The sequence below is a fragment of the Sneathiella litorea genome (genome assembly GCF_009882915.1).
Classification (GTDB): Bacteria; Pseudomonadota; Alphaproteobacteria; order Sneathiellales; family Sneathiellaceae; genus Sneathiella; species Sneathiella litorea.
The window spans coordinates 108,280-125,789 of the sequence record NZ_WTUW01000001.1; the positions used below are offsets into that span (position 1 = coordinate 108,280).

Genomic DNA, 17,510 nt, shown 5'->3' on the forward strand with positions numbered 1-17,510 from the left:
TGGCTTGGAAAACTACATATCATATGTATGCCTAAACTTGATGACGATGATATCTCTGCCTTTGATGAGGCCAAGCTTGAAAGTGACAAACGCCTGGTTATGCGGGAGTTTGGCCAAAAGCTCCGCCGTAACTTTGGCAAAATCCCATTTGCCGATGATGTTACAGCCAGCTTCTATTGTGCGGTTGATAGTAAAAGCCCCGCGTTCGTAAAGGCAGTTCTTTTTGGCGCTCTCGCATATTTTATTATGCCTGCAGACGTGATCCCTGATTTTCTCGCCGGTATTGGCTTTACGGATGACGCCAGTGTCCTGATGGCAGCGATGGCGACAGTCAAGAAATATGTCAAAGAGGACCATCGTGAAAAAGCGCGCGTTTTCCTTGAAAAAGAACCCAACTCCGTGGAATAAAGCCAAAATTTTCCTGCCAGCCTTATTAGAAATAAGTTCATTTTTAAAAAATTGTGCGTAGCAATAGGATTTTTGTTATAAAACTTCCCTATTCGACGAAACTAATATCCGTTTGATAAGGAACTTGGAATGAGTGACAGGAAGATTTACGCCGACGCCACGGCTGCGTTGGACGGCATACTAACGAACGGCATGACGCTGATGTCTGGCGGATTTGGCCTTTGCGGGATACCGGAAACCCTGATTGAAGCTGTGAAGGTCGCTGGCGTTAAAGGCCTCACTGTCATATCCAACAATGCAGGCGTTGACGGTATTGGCCTCGGCGTGCTGTTGGAAAGCAAGCAGATTTCAACAATGGTTTCGTCCTACGTCGGTGAGAACAAGATGTTCGCCGAACAGTATCTGAATGGCGATCTGGAAGTGGTTTTTACGCCGCAAGGCACCCTCTCGGAACAGATTCGTGCGGGTGGAGCTGGCATTCCGGCATTCTACACTAAAACCGGTGTTGGAACACTCGTTGCCGAAGGCAAGGAAGTCAAAAATTTTGACGGGGAAGATTATGTGATGGAGCGGGGCCTTACGGCAGATGTTGCCCTCGTCCATGCCTATATGGCGGACAAGGAAGGAAACCTCGTGTTCCGTAAAACCGCCCGCAATTTCAATCCAATGATGGCGACGGCAGGACGGATTACTGTTGCTGAGGTTGAGCATCTGGTTGAGCCAGGCGAAATTGACCCGGACCATATTGTTGTTCCAGGCGTCTATGTACAACGAATTGTGCATGTCCCTAATCCGGTGAAACATATTGAACAGCGAACGACCCGCACCCGCAACCAGGTTGCCTGATCGAGAGAAGTAGAGGACTTACACATGGCTTGGACAAGAGAACAAATGGCGCAACGCGCCGCACAGGAACTTCAGGACGGTTTCTACGTCAATCTCGGCATCGGAATTCCAACACTGGTGTCAAACTATATTCCAGAGGGTATGGAAATTCAGCTGCAAAGCGAGAATGGCATGCTCGGCATGGGCCCCTTCCCCTATGAAGGAGAGGAAGATGCTGACCTCATCAATGCGGGTAAGCAGACGGTGACTGAATTGCCGACTACCAGTTATTTTTCAAATGCGGATAGCTTTGCCATGATCCGCGGCGGGCATATCAATCTTTCCATACTTGGTGCCATGCAAGTCGCACAGAATGGCGATTTGGCCAACTGGATGATCCCGGGCAAGATGGTCAAGGGCATGGGCGGCGCCATGGATCTGGTTGCTGGTGTGAAAAAAGTGATCATCGTGATGGAACATACAGCGAAAGGTGAGCCGAAACTCCTCAAAACCTGTAATCTTCCATTAACCGGTAAAGGTGTCGTTGATATGGTGATTACCGATATGGCAGTTTTCAAGTTTGAAAAAGACGGGGAAACAAATATGAAGCTCATCCAACTTGCTGACGGCGTAACGCTTGACGATGTCAAGGAGGCCACAGAAGCTGAATTCGACGTCGCCCTTTAAGGGCGACGTTAACTCTCTGTTACAAGGGGCTTTTTCTTGCCGAGGCCTGCTTCGCGGCGCATGATATAAAGGCTGGAGGCGACAATGATACAGGCGCCAATCAGCATGGCAAGTGTCGGCACCTCGGCAAACACAATAAAACCCAAAAATCCTGAAAATATAAGCCGTGTATAGTCGAAGGGTGCGACGGCAGTCGCTTCTCCGATCGAGAAAGCGCGGATCGCACAAAAATTGGCACCAGAACCGAAACAGGCCAACAGGACAAGTATTCCAAGGTCCATAAAAGTTGGCTGCACCCAGACGAAAACTGCTGGAATTGCCGAGACAAAAGAGGAGATCAGACCGAAATAGAACATCATGGTTGTTGGCGCTTCGGTCACGCTCAGTTTTTTCAGAAATACAGAAACCATCGCCACCATCAGTGCGCCGAAAAGCGCGACCAGTGAGGCCATTTCAAACTCTGCCTGCGACTGGACCATGACCAGCACGCCGATGAACCCTACCGCAGTTGCCGTCCAGCGCCGCCATCTTATCAACTCCCCGAGAAACAGAACCGCCAGAAGGATCAGAAAAAGAGGCCGCGTAAAGGTGAGCGCTACAGCATCTGCGAGCGGCAAATGAGTAATCGCATAGAAGATTGAAAGCATTCCTAAAATGCCGACAACCCCACGGGCAATGTGGAGTCTGAGCACATGCGTTTTAAGGCCGGAGAAACCGCGACGAAGCGAGAAAGGTAAAATGACAATAAAGCCGAACAGCGCGCGCAAGAAGGCAATTTGAAAACTATCCAGTTCGGCACCCAGAAACTTGATGCCGACACCCATACAGGAAAAGAAAAATCCCCCCAGTAACATCCAGAGAGCGCCTTGGCCATTCGCGGGAATATTGGAAAAAAGATTACGCAAGGAGGCACCACCCGGTATAGATGGCCTCATCTGATAGGTCCCGACCGATTCTCCGCCTTTGTTTGCGCCAGTATCGCCTTCTTCTTCTCATCCTTATCTGCGTTGCTCACCCGGGCCTCCCGAATTGCAATGTAGATTGACGACGCAAAAATAATTGCCGCACCGATATAGGTGAAAAGATCAGGCTCCTGCATGAAAAAGATGAATCCAATCAGTGCCGAGAATATGAGCCGGAAAAAGTCGAATGGCATGACAATTGAGGCATCTGCGAGCGTATATGCTTTTGTAAAACACAGATGGCCCACCGTCGCCAGCAACCCGATAATCAATATGGCTACAAGCTGATCAAATGTAGGCGTTGTCCATACAAAAATCGCCGGGATAAGGGACATTGGTATAATCAGAATCTGGTTCAGGGCGACCATCGCTGCTGTATTTTCCGAACGCGACAAGAGTTTCACCATCGTCATCGAACATGCCATTGCTACTGCAGAAAAAATGGCGGAATAAGACCCTATGCTTAATTCTGTCAGACCAGGCCGCAGAATAATCATTGCGCCGATAAAGCCAACGATCATCGCCGCACCACGCCTGATACCAACAACTTCATGCAGGACCACTACCGCTAATATGGTGCCGAAAATAGGGGCCGTAAAATTAAGTGCCACCGCATCGGCAAGCGGCAATAGGCTCACGGCGTAGAACCAGGTCAACATTGAAGCAAAGCCAAATAAACTTCGCAGTCCAAAGGCACCGATGCGTTTCGTTTTTAAAACGCCCAAGCCTGATTGGAAGAACCAGGGAAGAAAGAAAAGAATGCCCGCCACATTCCGTAAAAATACAACCTGGAAAATATGCATGCCACTATCTGACACGTAACGGATGACCCCGGCCATCAAGGAGAAAAAAAGGCAAGCGGCTATCATTAAGCCCACCGCCTGTAACACCGGAGAGAAATTCAGAAAGGGTTTAATCAGAACACGTAATAATACCATCGTTACCAGAATAAATTGTCCGGCGGCAAAGGCAAAGAGCTAAAAACGCAAAACAGCTGTGCATTTTGACTGGATATAGACTTAACTCGACTTGAGCCAAAGAAGATTTAATCCCTGTAACATTTTATATACCGGAGCATAACGTGTCCGGAAATTTGCCCAAGGCATCGACATTTCTGATTGAATGGCTCGAAGGCTTTTACGACCATCAACGCTGCGAACAAAATCTGCAGCGCCTTCCGGAATATCGAGTGCTATTGGTTCTTTATCGAAATGCACGGTCAGGGTCGATCGCGCATTAAGCGTTCGCGCGAGCATCTCGCCATTATTATCTTTTAGAATTGGTATCATCTCAGGATCGAACTTTGCTGCTCCGGCCGCAGGCCCGCCCACCTTTCGGGCGTAAAATGTATGCGTCTTGATTGAACCGGAAAGATTTTCAGCGAGTGTTGCCCGCGCGGCTTCATCTAGTTTGCGGGCGCGCTTACGAAGTTCTTTGTCCTTTAGGTAAAGTTCAGGCTCATAGCGCACCGGTTCGATAAAGCTGACAAGCTCCATTCCGGCTTCAGATAGAAGGTCAATTAATTCCGGTACCAGATAACTTTGATCGCGCGGATGCAGAAGAAGATCATAAAGCGCGGCATCTTCGCCAAGTTTATGATCTCCGATTGCTGTATTCTTGTTAAGCCAGTTGCTGGACGGGAGGTCCTTAAGCAAGTTTTTCGCATACTTGACCTGAGCACTGACGGTCTCCCCTGCCGTCAGTGTCCGCAAGGCATCCTGAATTGGGTAGACACCCGTTCGACCAAGTGTCGCATAGACCATGAGCCCCATTCCACCATCGTCTGCCAGACATGCAGCAATCGCCGCAAGACCGGCCGCCGGCTCCTCTAAATGATGGAGAACACCACAACAGTCAATATAATCGAAGGGCGCCAGATTCATTGACGGCAGGTCGAGTAGAGAGCCGGTGATAAAGTCTATATTCGCCAACCCCCGCGCGGTTGCTCGCGCCTCCGCTATTTTCCGGCTTGCCTTTGACAAATCGAGATAGGTGACATGGCCCGCGTCGCTTCTATCGGCGAGATGCTGTGCCAGCATAATGGCAGCATCACCAGTCCCGCCCCCCGCAACAAGCGCACGAAACGGCTGGGAAAAATCCCGCTTACCAGCGAAAACGTAATGATTGAGTTCGTCAAGATGGCTCGGGCTTCCCTCGATCAGCCGCACCGCCTCATCCCTTGGATCACGCGGTGGATAGGGAAGGGACTCATATTGGCGTTTAACCGCCTGATCCCGCGTCCCCTTCCCTTTTGCCATGGACTATCAATCCTTGACGGTGATGATGACCTTGCCCGTCGTTTTGCGAGACAGCAACGCTTTCATCGCATCGGCACCTTTTTCCAGTGGAAAATGCGTGGAGACATGCGGCTTGATCTTGCCGCTTTCCACCATGTCCAACATCGCCTGGAAGTTTGCGCGGTTCTGCTCCGGGTAGCGGCGAGCGAACTCACCCCAGAAAACACCGACAACAGAGCAGCCCTTGAGCAGCGCCAGATTGGTTTTAAGTTCAGCAATCCGGCCAGACGCGAAGCCAATCACCAGCAGACGGCCATTCCAGTTGATGCAGCGCATGGACTGGTCGAACGCATCACCACCAACAGGATCATAGATGACGTCGGCGCCTTTCCCGTCCGTCAATTCTTTGACGCGGTCGCGTATGCTTTCTGTTGAATAGTTGATGACATGTTCCGCACCATATTGTTTGACGATATCCATCTTTTCATCGGAACCGACGGTGCCAATCACTGTTGCACCCAGTGCTTTACCTAACTCCACTGCATTAAGGCCAACACCGCCAGCAGCACCATGGACCAGTAAGACTTCACCCGGCTTTAAATCGCCGCGATCGACAAGTGCATGATAAGTAGTGCCGTAAGTGACCGGGAAGCCAGCGGCTTCATCAAAGGGCATATTGTCGGGAATTTTATAGGTCCCATTTTCTGGCGCGAGCACATATTCGGCAAAGCCGCCTACGCCATGATTAGCCATTACCCGATCGCCAACTGCTACTTTGGTTACGCCTTCGCCAACCTCCGTCACGATACCAGAGGATTCCATGCCCGGCGAGAAGGGAAACGGGGGTTTAACCTGATATTTGCCGGCAATCATTAGGGTGTCCGGAAAATTAAGCCCGACAGAATGCACTGCTATCTTGACCATTCCCTTTTTAATTTCAGGTTCCGGCACATCTTCCATCACCAGAATATCCGGATCTCCAAATTCCTTGCAAACAAGCGCTTTCATGTTTTTTCCTAAATATCTTTTTTTGTTATTGCGATGCGGAAACTTACCCTTGATTAAAAGCCAAGGTCAATCACCGAGATACTTCAGCTATCAATAACGGCCGTGATCTCCCCAACGACGATATCATTGCGGTTGCGAAGTATCGGGCGCACATAAGGGTCAATTGCTCGGTGAACGTGTTCGTCAAGAATACCAAGATCCTCGAGGATTGCGCCGAGTGCGACCTCTGCTGCCCGTGTCGTTCCATCGAGAGCTTTTATTGCAACACCAATTCCAGACTCGGGAAGGGCCGCAAGATAAACCCCTTCGGCTCCCACTTTCGCAACCACCCGCCCCTCTGCCGCTCCATTCAACGCCGTACATAGGCGGTCGGAACCGGCGATCATTTCCGGGTATTTGGAGATTGCCTTTTGCAATCGTTTGCAAGCAGTGGCCCGCGCCACCGTCAATGTAGATGGATCGGCAAAGCGCGCAAACGCCAGCGCCGCGTTTTGCAACGGAATGGCGATCGTTGGTATAGAGCAACCATCAATCCCGACAGGCGCGTTCGACAAATCCAGATCGGTAAAATCTTCCAGCACCTTTACGATGCGTTGCTGCACCGCATGCTCCCGGTGAATGTACCCTGTTGTCGTCTCCTTCAGATGAACGGCCGTACAAAGAAAGCCCGAATGTTTTCCCGAACAGTTATTATGAGCGGCCGACGGTTCCTGACCAGATACGGCTAGCGCACGAGCTGCTGGATCATAGGTCGGCCAATGACAGCCACATTCAAGAGCCTCAATCCCAAGTCCAATTCTATTCAGCCAGTTTGTGACAGCTTCCACATGGATCGGTTCGCCGTTATGGGACGCGCAGGCAAGAGAGAGTTCTTTCTCGGTTACATCAAATGCATCGGCTGCACCGCTCTCAACCAACGGTAATGCCTGAAGAGGCTTGATTGCAGACCGGAGATAAACCGGACTCTCAACGTTCCCCCAGCTTTGTAAAATCCTGCCGGTCGAATCACAAATGGCTGCGGCAACCAGATGATGACTTTCCACCATCGAACCGCGAGAGACCGCGACCGTGAAAGGAAGGCTTGCAGATTTACTGGAGGAATGGTTAATCATGTTCTGAACCATATTACATTGTTGGGGACCGGATCTTTTTTATCAGGAAACCGGTTTGGAGAGTAGAAAATTATGGCTATTTCCCGGGGTTACTTCGGTATTGGTGTTGAAGGAATCAGCAAACCCATGAATGCTGGCAATCTTTTCCGCACAGCCAATGCCTTCGGTGCGAGCTTTGTGTTCACAATTGGTGCAGAGTATTCTGTACGCAAGGCCCGCTCGGATACCTCGGTCGCCCCTAAAAATATTCCCTGGTATGATTACGATGACCTGGCCGGCATGCAATTACCGAAGGGCTGCAAAATTGTCGGCGTTGAACTGTTGGACGAAGCGACGGAACTCCCGAGTTTTTTTCATCCATTGAGTGCCGCTTATGTGCTCGGGCGGGAACGAGGTTCCCTGAGCCCGGAAATGCAGGAAAAATGTGATTATTTCATCAAAATTCCGACAAAATTTTGTCTGAATGTTGCAACCGCAGGAGCAATAGTTATGTATGACAGGATCGTTACGCATGGACGGTTTGCCCGGCGCCCTGCGGGAGAACTCGGGACGCCAGAACCCTTAAAAGCGCATGTTCAGGGAACTCCCATCAAGCGGCGCAAGACAGATTAAAAGCATTCGAATAAAAACAGGTTTTGTTGATGATCAAAAATGTAGAAAAATTGAGAGCACCGGGACTGGAAAAGAACACCCCAAAGCGTTATTCTCTGTTTATGAATAGATTAATAGCAAGTATTTTCTTCGCAGTTTTCACGATCACTTTTCAAACAGGGATCGCGAGTGCGCAACAATCAGACCCTAGAGCACTTGGCACATTTACAGATTGGCTTGCCTATAGCTGGGTCGAAAATGACAATAAAGTTTGTTATATGCTTTCGCGTCCGCTGAAATCGACACCCCAGGGGGTCAAACGCGGCGATATATATTTAATGGTTGCTTATCGCCCGGCTTCAAAATCCAAGGAAGAAGTCAGTCACGTTGCTGGTTATCCATTTAAAGACAAATCAACGGTTGAGGCTCTGATCGGCAATCGTAAGTTCCTGCTGGCAACGAATAACGAGGTTGCCTGGGTGCCTGAAGGTGAAAGCGATGAAAAACTGATAAGTGCCATGCGCGGTGGTTCGAAAATGATTGTCAAGGGAACCTCCAGCCGCGGGACGCTGACTGTAGACAGCTATTCCCTGCAGGGTTTCACAGCCGCTTACAAGCAGATTAGAAAAAGCTGTACTTAATTGACCCGACCGGCGTATAAGCCGGTTTTTAAGAAAACGTGGAAATTATGGATCATTTGATTCCTGATGTAGATGCCGTTGACCGGCAGCCAGAATTGCTCGCCATTCGCAAAAGCCTGATCGGGCTCGACCGAAAAGAGATCGCGGCTGCGCTGATTGAGGCTGGTATTGATGAAAAAGCCGCCCGGATGAGGGCGCGCCAGCTTTTTCACTGGCTTTATTACCGCGGCGCCAGCAAATTTGAGGATATGACCTCAATCTCCAAGGAGATGCGCGGCTGGCTGCCCGAAAGTTTTACCGCTGACAGGCCAGAAATCACGTCACTTCAGGAATCAACTGATGGTACGCGCAAATGGCTGGTAAAATTCCCGGATGGGCAGGAAGTCGAATCGGTACATATCCCCGAGGAAGACCGCGGCGCACTTTGCGTTTCAAGCCAGGTTGGCTGCACCCTCACCTGCAGCTTCTGTCACACGGGCACCATGAAGCTTGTACGCAACCTTACAGCGGGCGAGATTATTTCCCAGATGCTGGTCGCGCGCGATACGATCAACGAGTGGCCGAGCCCGAAGGGCGATCGGATGATCTCCAACATCGTCATGATGGGCATGGGAGAGCCGCTCCTAAATTATGATAACGTCGCCAAGGCGCTTAAAATAATTATGGACGGTGAAGGTATTTCCCTTTCGAAGCGGCGGATCACACTCTCAACTTCCGGCGTCGTCCCAAAAATACATCAATGCGGTGAAGAGCTTGGCGTCAACCTTGCTATCTCGCTCCATGCAGTAAATGACGAAGTGCGCGATATTCTGGTGCCCATCAACAAGCGGTATCCAATCAAGGAATTGCTCCAGGCCTGCAAAGAATATCCGGGCAGCAACAACGCCCGCCGGATCACTTTTGAGTATGTCATGCTGGATGGTATTAATGATAGCCCAGCGGACGCGCGGGAACTTGTCCGTCTGCTGAAGGATATCCCGGCGAAGGTCAACTTGATTCCATTCAACCCCTGGCCCGGTACGCAGTATCAATGCTCCAGCAATAACGCGATGCATCGCTTTGCAAAGATTGTGAATGATGCGGGCTACTCTTCTCCCATTCGAGTGCCACGCGGACGTGACATCATGGCCGCCTGCGGGCAGCTCAAATCGGCAAGCAAGAAGGTGCCCGCCTCCGCCCGACGCAATGAAGAAGCGGCTACTGCCAACCTATAGTTCAAGCTCCATGGTGAGGCTGGTAGGTCGGTCGTAGCCTTCATGGGCCGTTGTGCCTGTTTGCCTGAACCCGCGACGATGGAAGAAATTATGGACTTCCGTGAGTTCAACGCGTGACTGCAGCTCAATTATGTCTTTGCCCAGCTCTCTACAATAGTCGATAGCGTAATCGAGGAGGCGTTGACCAACCCCTGATTTCTGAAGGCTCGGTTTTACTGCTAATTTGCCCAAATACATCTTCTGGCCCATGTCCTTCAGGAAACAGCAGCCGATCAGTTGATTATCGTCACGCATCAGCAATAGAGTTTCCTCTTGCGCCTTTCGAGCAATTGTTTCTTCGTTTAACAAATGGAGAGACGACGGCGGATCAATCCGTGCGTCCATATAAGCAAAGGCTTCATGCAGAAGTGACAACAAACCTTTCCAGTCGTGAAAATCCTCGTCTCTTACTGCAATAGTGATCATTGATAGTTCCACCTGTCCATATACACGAACCTTTTCATCCTTTTCCGACTGTCGTAAATCGCTTTCGAAAAAGATAGGCGCTCATCCCGATCACAAGGCCCCAGAAAGGCGCACCAATAGAAAGTAATGTCATGCCGGAAGCTGTCACAGCAAAAGTCAGGATCGCTGCATCACGTTCCGCCTCAACCTTTAGCGCGGCCTCCAGACTATTGGCAATCGTCGAAAGCAGTGCAAGCCCGGCAATTGCCATAACCAGCGCCGCTGGAAAAGCAATAAAAAGAGCCGCAATAGCCGCACCAAAAAGTCCGGCAAGACAATAGAATACGGACGCCCAGATGACAGCCGGATAGCGTTTTGACGGATCTGGATGCACCTCAGGACTCATACAAAGAGCGGCGGTAATCGCTGCAAGATTGAATGCAAAACCACCAAAAGGCGCGAGGATAACTCCTGTTAAACCCGACCATCCAATCAAAGGGGAAGCCGGCACGTCATAGCCATGCGCCCGGAGCGCTGCAATCCCCGGAACATTCTGCGAAGCCATAGTGACAATAAAAAGTGGAATGCCCACACCAATCAGGGTCGTGATCTCAAAGCTTGGCATAACAAAGACAGGCAGGGTAAGTGTAAAAGTCGTTTCAATTGCAGAGATTGTCCCACCTATCAAAGCAATCACAATCCCTACAAGGAAGGTCAGCGGTATCACATAGCGAGGCAGAAACTGCTTTGTCAGCAAGTAAACGACCACCATCACTCCGACCATAAGAACATCGCTCTCAAGTGCAACAAATGCATCCAGGCCAAATTTCAGAAGAACCGCGGCCAGCAAGGCAGACGCAAGCGACTGTGGAACGAAGGCCATGATTTTCTGGAACAACCCCGTAACACCGCAAAGTGTGAGCAGGATGGAACTAAAAAGGAAGGCCCCTATCGATTCACTCATCGGTACGCCCGGCAGACTTGTGACAAGAAGCGCCGCGCCAGGCGTTGACCAGGCGATCAGGATTGGCTGGCGGTAATAGAAGGTAAGGCCAATACTGCTGACCCCCATGCCGATCCCTAGTGCCCAGAGCCATGAACTTATCTCCGCCGGGCTCGCGCCTGCTGCATTTGCCGCCTGAAAAACAATGGCACCGGCCCCAGCATAGCCCACTAGAACAGCCACAAAGCCGGCTGAAATATAGCTTGGCGAGAAAAAACGTAACATTTGATCTATACCCCCATGCCCGTTATGCGCTATAACGCACAATCGAACGCACCCTAACAGATGTGCGCTATAGCGCTCAAGCGAAAAATGTGAACTTATGCAAGATCTGAAAGACCATTTATCAATCACCCTGAAAAGGCTCAGAAAAGATCGTGCCTGGAGCCTGGATACGGCAGCAGCTGCCACCGGCGTGAGCAAAGCAATGCTGGGACAAATTGAACGCGGCGAATCAAGCCCGACAACGGCGGTCCTCTGGAAGTTGGCGACGGGGTTCAAGGTATCAGTTTCATCCTTAATGGAACCGATACCTGAAGTCGCAATGGACACCCTGATCCGTGATGCAGACGCACTCCGCAACACGCCGGGTGATAAAGGAATGGCTGTTGCGCCACTTTTCCCTTTCGAGTCTCGTTTTGGTTTTGATTACATGGAGCTGACCTTCTACCCGGGCTATGAACGCCTTTCCGAACCCCACGAACCCGGCGTCATTGAACATATTACGGTGATATCAGGACAAATGGAAATTTTGGCGGATGATACCTGGCACCAGCTTAAAGAAGGACAATCGATCCGCTTTCGCGGTGACAGCCCGCACGGATACCGCAATAGCGGCAATGAAAAGGCGGTTACCCTATCTGTTATTCATTATCCATACCGCACGTGAATGCTGCGGAAATCTGCCCCTTGCGAAGCCCTTGTTTTTCCCCTAGTTTGCGCTGCAATGTTGCCTGAATATCAGATTCCCTATTGAGGTCCCCAATCATGTCCCAAGAAATCAAAAAAGTCGTCCTCGCCTATTCCGGCGGTCTAGATACCTCCGTCATCCTGAAGTGGCTGCAGACGACATACAATTGCGAAGTCGTTACCTTCACAGCTGATCTAGGCCAGGGGGAAGAATTGGAACCGGCGCGCGCCAAGGCTGAATTGCTGGGCATCAAGGAAATCTATATCGATGATCTCCGTGAAGAGTTTGTTCGTGATTTTGTTTTCCCGATGTTCAGGGCAAACGCTGTCTACGAGGGGCAATATCTTCTTGGAACCTCTATTGCGCGGCCGCTAATTTCGAAGCGGCAAATCGAGATTGCAAAAGAAGTCGGCGCGGATGCAGTGGCCCATGGCGCAACCGGTAAAGGAAATGATCAGGTCCGTTTTGAACTTGGCTATTACGCGCTCGATCCCGATATCAAGGTGATTTCGCCCTGGCGGGAGTGGGACCTCAACTCCCGGACCAAACTGATTGAATTCGCTGAAAAGAACCAGATCCCGATCCCTAAAGACAAGCGCGGTGAAGCCCCCTTTTCAGTCGATGCAAACCTTCTCCATATCTCGGCGGAAGGCAAGGCGCTGGAGGATCCGTGGGAAGAAGCCGGGGAATATGTTTATTCCCGGACTGTAGCGCCGGAGGATGCCCCGGATACCCCGACTTATATCGAAATTGATTACGAAAAAGGCGATCCAGTCGCCATTGATGGCAAACGGATGAGCCCGGCAGAACTGCTGACCGCGCTGAACAAACTTGCCGGTGATAACGGCATTGGACGTCTTGATCTGGTGGAAGGGCGCTTTGTTGGCATGAAGTCGCGCGGTATCTATGAGACGCCAGGCGGGACAATCATGCTCGAAGCACACCGCGGAATTGAGCAGATAACCCTCGATCGAGGCGCCATGCACCTGAAAGATGACATCATGCCACGCTATGCTGAGTTGATCTACAATGGCCTCTGGTTCTCTCCGGAGCGCGAAATGCTGCAAGCACTCATCGACAAGAGTCAGGAGAAAGTAACAGGGACTGTCCGTCTCAAGCTTTATAAAGGTCGCGTGAGCGTTGTTGGCAGGAAGAGTCCCTACTCGCTCTATTCCATGGAACATGTTACCTTCGAAGAAGACACTGTCTATGACCAGCGCGACGCCGAAGGCTTTATCAAGCTCAATGCCCTGAGGCTCCGCCTACTACATCGACAAAAATCTTGACCTCGAGGGCGACCATGTCGACAGGAAGTAATCGAATAATAAAGACAGAATAAATGCCGCCGATCATCAAGGCAGCATTCTGGATGGGCGGCGCATTGATGTCGTTTATAACGCTCGCAGTTGCCGGCAGGGAGTTGTCGTCGGACTATGGCACCTTTCAGATTATGTTTTATCGTAGTGTGATCGGTTTGTTCATTGTTCTGCTAATCCTTTGGCGCAGTGGGTTTGCCCAAATCTTTCCAAGGCATTTGGGCCTCCAAATTATTCGGAATACCTTCCATTTCGCCGGTCAGGCCGCCTGGTTTTATGGCATTGCCGTTATCTCGCTCGCAGAAGTATTTGCGATAGAATTCACAACGCCAATATGGACGGCGTTACTGGCTTCTATCCTGCTCGGTGAAAAACTCACCTGGGTCCGCGCTTTCGCAATTGCCATGGGCTTTGCGGGCATCTTGATCATTTTGCGGCCCGGCCTTGTATCCATCACAACTCCCGCCTTGATTGTCCTTGCCGGGGCATTCGGCTTCGCGATGACCGCAACTTTGACGAAAAAGCTCTCGGGAGATACGACGGCGCTTGCCATTCTCTTCTATATGGCCGTAATTCAGCTCCCCATGGCGATGATCCCATCAGTGATCGACTGGCAACCCCCCACCTGGCAGGCAATGCCTTGGTTTATTGCTGTCGGCATTACAGCGCTCTCCGCCCATTTCTGCATTGTAAAAGCGTTTCAAAATGCAGATGCGACGGTGGTGGTTCCAATGGATTTCCTACGAATGCCACTTATTGCTGTCGTCGGGTTCCTCTTGTATGCGGAAGCATTTGACCCTTGGGTATTGGTTGGCGCCGTTGTTATTTTTGCTGGAAACCTGACAAACCTTCTAGCGGAACAACGCAAACAGACCTAGCTATTTGTCACCCAACTCATTTGAGCTATCTCCACCATCGTCTTCGAAGTCGGGAACCTCTTCCACATAGGGAACATAGCGGTCCTTTATAAAGAGCACCGCCGCAAAAGTACCGCCCGCAATTGCACCGATTGCCATAATTAACGGCGCGGACGGAACCCATGGTAACGTCCATCCAATATTTAAGGTGCTTAAGATAAACAATACACCTGCCATCGGCAGGGCAATAAAGAGAATACTGAAGACAATCCCTACTAATGCGCCAATCGCGATAAGCTTAAAAAAGCGTCCAAGAAGCTGGCGGGAATATCGCACGAAAAGCGTTCAAACCTCCGGTTCAGAGATACCCGCCTGCCGGCAGGCCGCAGTAACTGTATTGGCAAGCAGACAGGCGATGGTCATCGGGCCGACGCCGCCCGGAACCGGTGTAATTGCCCCGGCCACCTCGACCGCCTCGGAGAAGCAGACATCGCCGACCAGGCGTGTCTTGCCATCTTCCTTGGGGATACGATTGATACCAACATCGATCACCGTTGCCCCTGGTTTGACCCAATCACCCCGGATCATTTCGGGACGACCAACCGCTGCAATCAAAATATCCGCCCCCCGGCATACGGTTGGCAAATCACGAGTACGGGAATGTGCGATGGTCACCGTACAATTCTCCGATAGAAGAAGGCTCGCCATTGGCTTACCAACAATATTCGATCGGCCAACAACAACAGCATTCATTCCGGAGAGATCGCCGTGCGTATCTTTCAGCATCATTAGGCAACCAAGCGGCGTACAGGGTACCATTGCGGGTAGGCCAACCGCCTGACGGCCAGTATTGATGACATGAAAGCCATCCACATCTTTCGTAGGATCAATGGCGTCCAGTACAGCCATCTCATCAACCTGCTTGGGAAGCGGAAGCTGCACTAGAATGCCGTGAATAGTCGGATCTGCGTTGAGCCGATGAACAACTTCCAGCACTTCCTCTTGCGTTGCAGTCATTTCCAGACGAATTTCTTCGGATTTCATTCCGGCTTCTGCTGTTGCCTTGCCCTTGTTGCGAACATAAACCTGGCTGGCCGGATCTTCCCCGACCAGTACAACCGCAAGCCCTGGCGTGAGATTGTGCTCCGCCTTTAGTGTTGCAACCTTCTTGCCCGACTTTTCCCGCACCTGGGCCGCGAACGCCTTGCCGTCGATTATTGTTGCCGTCATTACATCATCCTCTCACCGGTATCATGCCCGGTTAAAGCTTCCTAAGCCAAGATTTCAGTTCTTTTTCCAGTGCCGGCGTATCGCCCTTGATCAATAACGTCTTGTTCCTGTCAAACTCGCCTATGACAATATCAATATTCCCGCGACCGCATTTTATTGATTTCGACAATAATTTGACCAATGCGTTGTTAGCTTTCCCTTTTTCCGCGATAGCGGTCACTTTTACCCTCAGTCGAGAATGGCCATTCCCATCGACAAATATATCCTCTATCCGGTTGTGGGCCGCATTCGGTGTCAGCCGAATATCGAGCAGGATGCCGTCACCGCGTTGTCGAAATGGCAGCGTCACATCATCATGGGTGCATATTCAAACAGAAGATTGCGGAGGAAAATCAACAGGAGTATCAAAACAACCGGCGAAACATCCAGCCCGCCCATTGTCGGGATGACCTTTCTTATCGGCCGAAGGGGAGGTTCCGTAATCCGGTAGAGAAAGTTCCCCACAGCGGAAACGAACTGGTTGCTCGTATTGACGACATTAAACGCCACAAGCCAACTCAGGATCGCATTTGCAATCAAAAGCCAGATGAAAATATTGATAATCGCACTAATCAGAAGAAGTAAGGATGTCATGTATGTACCTGCTCGATTTAATCCATACTACATTTAGGCGTTGTGCCCGAAAAACGCAACCACTCTACAAGTAGCCTTATAGCTAAATTCACTTTCTTAATTCAAGAATGTAACGCTGCTTCCATTGACTGATTGACGACTTCAGTCAGAACCGCCTGAACAACATCGGCCTGCGACATACCATCGCCATCATTTCCCAAATTATTTATCGCTATATCCGGCAGGGTCATGGAAGTTTTCGTTGATAAGGGAGAGATCCCTTTTGTCAGCTTTACACCCGTAATCGACAAGCTTTCCAGCGTTGTATTTTTCTCTTCACCGGATTGATCCGGCGTCCCTGCATAGGTCTCCGCTGCTATAATATTTATCGGCAGCTTGGAGTATATGGTCGTTGTTTCAAAATAGATTGCCGGGTCGATAATATCTATCGACTTAATATTAGACGGATCCCAAAGAATGCCCCAAGGGGCATTCTTTGTTTGCATTAATTCAATTCTAAAGCACTTTAAAAGTGCTCATACATACGCCTATATGCTCATTTAAACTCCGGCTCTTCCCACCATGGATAATAGTCCGGCATATCCGCTGATGGGCGCATGGTGAATTTGGCGGGCCTTTTCTCCAGGAAGGACGTAATCCCTTCGGCCACATCCGGGCTTTTGCCCATCATCTGAATGCCCCGGCTATCAATCTTGTGCGCCTCCATCGGGTGGTCAGCGCCAAGCATCCGCCACATCATCTGCCGGCAGAGCGCAACGGAAACGGGCGCGGAATCAGCGACAAGTTCTTTTGCGAGACTGCGCGCGGCCGGTAATAATTCATCCTCTGGATAAACAGCCTTAACAAGACCACCTTCCTTCGCCTCATCAGCCGGGAAAATACGGCCTGAATAAACCCATTCAGCAGCCTGCGATATGCCAACCAGACGCGGCAGGAACCAGCTGCTGCAGGCTTCCATCACAATGCCGCGGCGTGAAAAGACAAAACCGATGCGAGCTTTCTCAGACGCCAGTCGGATGTCCATAGGCAGCGTCATCGTCGCCCCAATACCGACGGCCGGACCATTAATGGCGCCAATGATCGGTTTCTTTGACTGATACATCCGCAGCGTTACCCGCCCACCGCCATCACGGTGCACCTCGCCGTCGTTTACCTCGCCACGCGCTTTGTAATCAAAGGTTTCTGCCCCTTTTCCAAGGTCGGCCCCCGCGCAAAATGCACGCCCCGCACCCGTGATAATAATTGCCCGGACATCATCGTCATTATCTGCCTTGTCAAAGGCGTCAATCAATTCATCGCGCATAATCCTGGTGAAGGCATTCAGGTTATCGGGGCGGTTAAGGGTAATGGTCAGAATCTGATCTTCGACATCATAAAGGATATGCTCATAGGACACGGGTTTACCTCCGGTTTATATATTTTTATAGCGTCC

The 17,510-nt window shown here is 50.6% G+C and carries 22 protein-coding genes; 9 read left to right on the forward strand and 13 right to left on the reverse strand.

All coding sequences use genetic code 11. The annotated features are described in order from the left end of the window. The first annotated feature begins 27 nt into the window (after positions 1 to 27). From GQE98_RS00530 to GQE98_RS00540, 3 genes are all read left to right on the forward strand, one after another. A complete protein-coding gene (locus tag GQE98_RS00530; RefSeq protein WP_161313601.1) occupies positions 28 to 408 on the forward strand; it encodes a YkvA family protein in 381 nt (126 codons plus the stop codon). Positions 409 to 537: 129 nt separating this feature from the next. After that, on the forward strand, positions 538 to 1,254 hold the full coding sequence (locus GQE98_RS00535) for a CoA transferase subunit A (RefSeq protein WP_161313602.1): 717 nt from the start codon (positions 538 to 540) through the stop codon (positions 1,252 to 1,254). Positions 1,255 to 1,278: 24 nt separating this feature from the next. Next, positions 1,279 to 1,920, forward strand: coding sequence for a CoA transferase subunit B (locus tag GQE98_RS00540; protein ID WP_161313603.1), 642 nt, complete (start codon positions 1,279 to 1,281; stop codon positions 1,918 to 1,920). Positions 1,921 to 1,928: 8 nt separating this feature from the next. On the opposite strand, the gene GQE98_RS00545 is transcribed toward GQE98_RS00540, so the two are convergent. From GQE98_RS00545 to GQE98_RS00565, 5 genes are all read right to left on the reverse strand, one after another. Next, on the reverse strand, positions 1,929 to 2,855 hold the full coding sequence (locus tag GQE98_RS00545; RefSeq protein WP_161313604.1) for a DMT family transporter: 927 nt from the start codon (positions 2,853 to 2,855) through the stop codon (positions 1,929 to 1,931). Then, a complete protein-coding gene (locus GQE98_RS00550) occupies positions 2,852 to 3,751 on the reverse strand; it encodes a DMT family transporter (protein WP_161313605.1) in 900 nt (299 codons plus the stop codon). Before GQE98_RS00550 ends, GQE98_RS00545 begins: the two co-directional genes overlap by 4 nt. 150 nt (positions 3,752 to 3,901) lie before the next feature. Then, entirely contained in the window at positions 3,902 to 5,140 is a 1,239-nt protein-coding gene (locus GQE98_RS00555) for a class I SAM-dependent methyltransferase (protein WP_161313606.1), read from the reverse strand. Positions 5,141 to 5,146: 6 nt separating this feature from the next. Next, on the reverse strand, positions 5,147 to 6,127 hold the full coding sequence (locus GQE98_RS00560; protein WP_161313607.1) for an NADPH:quinone oxidoreductase family protein: 981 nt from the start codon (positions 6,125 to 6,127) through the stop codon (positions 5,147 to 5,149). 83 nt (positions 6,128 to 6,210) lie between these two features. After that, the gene (locus GQE98_RS00565) at positions 6,211 to 7,239 is read right to left on the reverse strand and encodes an asparaginase (protein ID WP_161313608.1); all 1,029 of its coding nucleotides are present in this window, start codon (positions 7,237 to 7,239) and stop codon (positions 6,211 to 6,213) included. Between the two features lie 72 nt (positions 7,240 to 7,311). Between GQE98_RS00565 and GQE98_RS00570 the strand changes: the two genes are divergently transcribed. Genes GQE98_RS00570 through rlmN form a run of 3 tightly spaced genes read left to right on the forward strand, consistent with a single transcriptional unit; the run spans position 7,312 to position 9,685 of the window. Beyond that, complete coding sequence (locus tag GQE98_RS00570; RefSeq protein WP_161313609.1) at positions 7,312 to 7,851, forward strand: RNA methyltransferase; 540 nt, start codon at positions 7,312 to 7,314, stop codon at positions 7,849 to 7,851. Between the two features lie 29 nt (positions 7,852 to 7,880). Next, positions 7,881 to 8,471: an invasion associated locus B family protein gene (locus tag GQE98_RS00575; RefSeq protein ID WP_161313610.1), complete on the forward strand. Its 591-nt coding sequence runs from the start codon at positions 7,881 to 7,883 to the stop codon at positions 8,469 to 8,471. Between the two features lie 47 nt (positions 8,472 to 8,518). Beyond that, complete coding sequence (rlmN, locus tag GQE98_RS00580; RefSeq protein WP_161313611.1) at positions 8,519 to 9,685, forward strand: dual-specificity RNA methyltransferase RlmN; 1,167 nt, start codon at positions 8,519 to 8,521, stop codon at positions 9,683 to 9,685. Here the strand turns inward: rlmN and GQE98_RS00585 are convergent. Continuing rightward, positions 9,680 to 10,150 carry a GNAT family N-acetyltransferase gene (locus GQE98_RS00585; protein ID WP_161313612.1) on the reverse strand — a complete coding sequence of 157 codons (471 nt, stop codon included), beginning with the start codon at positions 10,148 to 10,150 and terminating at the stop codon, positions 9,680 to 9,682. The genes rlmN and GQE98_RS00585 overlap by 6 nt on opposite strands. 34 nt (positions 10,151 to 10,184) lie before the next feature. Further along, positions 10,185 to 11,357, reverse strand: coding sequence for a benzoate/H(+) symporter BenE family transporter (locus GQE98_RS00590; protein ID WP_161313613.1), 1,173 nt, complete (start codon positions 11,355 to 11,357; stop codon positions 10,185 to 10,187). A 97-nt stretch (positions 11,358 to 11,454) separates the two neighbouring features. Between GQE98_RS00590 and GQE98_RS00595 the strand changes: the two genes are divergently transcribed. From GQE98_RS00595 to GQE98_RS00605, 3 genes are all read left to right on the forward strand, one after another. Beyond that, positions 11,455 to 12,021: a helix-turn-helix domain-containing protein gene (locus GQE98_RS00595; protein WP_161313614.1), complete on the forward strand. Its 567-nt coding sequence runs from the start codon at positions 11,455 to 11,457 to the stop codon at positions 12,019 to 12,021. A gap of 98 nt (positions 12,022 to 12,119) precedes the next feature. Further along, a complete protein-coding gene (locus GQE98_RS00600) occupies positions 12,120 to 13,328 on the forward strand; it encodes an argininosuccinate synthase (protein ID WP_161313615.1) in 1,209 nt (402 codons plus the stop codon). 53 nt (positions 13,329 to 13,381) lie between these two features. Next, the gene (locus GQE98_RS00605) at positions 13,382 to 14,236 is read left to right on the forward strand and encodes a DMT family transporter (protein ID WP_161313616.1); all 855 of its coding nucleotides are present in this window, start codon (positions 13,382 to 13,384) and stop codon (positions 14,234 to 14,236) included. On the opposite strand, the gene GQE98_RS00610 is transcribed toward GQE98_RS00605, so the two are convergent. The 6 genes from GQE98_RS00610 to GQE98_RS00635 all read right to left on the reverse strand — a co-directional run bounded on the left by GQE98_RS00610 (position 14,237) and on the right by GQE98_RS00635 (position 17,474). After that, entirely contained in the window at positions 14,237 to 14,551 is a 315-nt protein-coding gene (locus GQE98_RS00610; RefSeq protein WP_161313617.1) for a hypothetical protein, read from the reverse strand. Between the two features lie 9 nt (positions 14,552 to 14,560). Next, positions 14,561 to 15,445 (reverse strand): bifunctional methylenetetrahydrofolate dehydrogenase/methenyltetrahydrofolate cyclohydrolase FolD, encoded by an 885-nt coding sequence (gene folD, locus GQE98_RS00615; protein ID WP_161313618.1) that lies wholly within the window; start codon positions 15,443 to 15,445, stop codon positions 14,561 to 14,563. 31 nt (positions 15,446 to 15,476) lie between these two features. Then, positions 15,477 to 15,794, reverse strand: a complete 318-nt coding sequence (locus GQE98_RS00620; RefSeq protein WP_161313619.1) for a DUF167 family protein — start codon at positions 15,792 to 15,794, stop codon at positions 15,477 to 15,479. Next, complete coding sequence (locus tag GQE98_RS00625; protein ID WP_161313620.1) at positions 15,791 to 16,078, reverse strand: YggT family protein; 288 nt, start codon at positions 16,076 to 16,078, stop codon at positions 15,791 to 15,793. Before GQE98_RS00625 ends, GQE98_RS00620 begins: the two co-directional genes overlap by 4 nt. Positions 16,079 to 16,179: 101 nt before the next feature. After that, positions 16,180 to 16,563: a hypothetical protein gene (locus GQE98_RS00630; protein ID WP_161313621.1), complete on the reverse strand. Its 384-nt coding sequence runs from the start codon at positions 16,561 to 16,563 to the stop codon at positions 16,180 to 16,182. A gap of 50 nt (positions 16,564 to 16,613) precedes the next feature. Beyond that, positions 16,614 to 17,474, reverse strand: a complete 861-nt coding sequence (locus tag GQE98_RS00635) for an enoyl-CoA hydratase-related protein (protein WP_161313622.1) — start codon at positions 17,472 to 17,474, stop codon at positions 16,614 to 16,616. Between the last annotated feature and the right edge of the window lie 36 nt (positions 17,475 to 17,510).

Coding starts and splice junctions, on each gene's coding strand:
- rlmN (WP_161313611.1), top strand. CDS start 8,519: ATGGATCATTTGATTCCTGATGTAGATGCCGTTGACCGGCAGCCAGAA.
- GQE98_RS00560 (WP_161313607.1), bottom strand. CDS start 6,127: ATGAAAGCGCTTGTTTGCAAGGAATTTGGAGATCCGGATATTCTGGTG.
- GQE98_RS00540 (WP_161313603.1), top strand. CDS start 1,279: ATGGCTTGGACAAGAGAACAAATGGCGCAACGCGCCGCACAGGAACTT.
- GQE98_RS00545 (WP_161313604.1), bottom strand. CDS start 2,855: ATGAGGCCATCTATACCGGGTGGTGCCTCCTTGCGTAATCTTTTTTCC.
- GQE98_RS00570 (WP_161313609.1), top strand. CDS start 7,312: ATGGCTATTTCCCGGGGTTACTTCGGTATTGGTGTTGAAGGAATCAGC.
- GQE98_RS00630 (WP_161313621.1), bottom strand. CDS start 16,563: ATGCAAACAAAGAATGCCCCTTGGGGCATTCTTTGGGATCCGTCTAAT.
- GQE98_RS00625 (WP_161313620.1), bottom strand. CDS start 16,078: ATGACATCCTTACTTCTTCTGATTAGTGCGATTATCAATATTTTCATC.
- GQE98_RS00605 (WP_161313616.1), top strand. CDS start 13,382: ATGCCGCCGATCATCAAGGCAGCATTCTGGATGGGCGGCGCATTGATG.
- GQE98_RS00575 (WP_161313610.1), top strand. CDS start 7,881: ATGATCAAAAATGTAGAAAAATTGAGAGCACCGGGACTGGAAAAGAAC.
- GQE98_RS00535 (WP_161313602.1), top strand. CDS start 538: ATGAGTGACAGGAAGATTTACGCCGACGCCACGGCTGCGTTGGACGGC.
- folD (WP_161313618.1), bottom strand. CDS start 15,445: ATGACGGCAACAATAATCGACGGCAAGGCGTTCGCGGCCCAGGTGCGG.
- GQE98_RS00595 (WP_161313614.1), top strand. CDS start 11,455: ATGCAAGATCTGAAAGACCATTTATCAATCACCCTGAAAAGGCTCAGA.
- GQE98_RS00555 (WP_161313606.1), bottom strand. CDS start 5,140: ATGGCAAAAGGGAAGGGGACGCGGGATCAGGCGGTTAAACGCCAATAT.
- GQE98_RS00600 (WP_161313615.1), top strand. CDS start 12,120: ATGTCCCAAGAAATCAAAAAAGTCGTCCTCGCCTATTCCGGCGGTCTA.
- GQE98_RS00590 (WP_161313613.1), bottom strand. CDS start 11,357: ATGTTACGTTTTTTCTCGCCAAGCTATATTTCAGCCGGCTTTGTGGCT.
- GQE98_RS00565 (WP_161313608.1), bottom strand. CDS start 7,239: ATGATTAACCATTCCTCCAGTAAATCTGCAAGCCTTCCTTTCACGGTC.
- GQE98_RS00530 (WP_161313601.1), top strand. CDS start 28: ATGCCTAAACTTGATGACGATGATATCTCTGCCTTTGATGAGGCCAAG.
- GQE98_RS00585 (WP_161313612.1), bottom strand. CDS start 10,150: ATGATCACTATTGCAGTAAGAGACGAGGATTTTCACGACTGGAAAGGT.
- GQE98_RS00550 (WP_161313605.1), bottom strand. CDS start 3,751: ATGATAGCCGCTTGCCTTTTTTTCTCCTTGATGGCCGGGGTCATCCGT.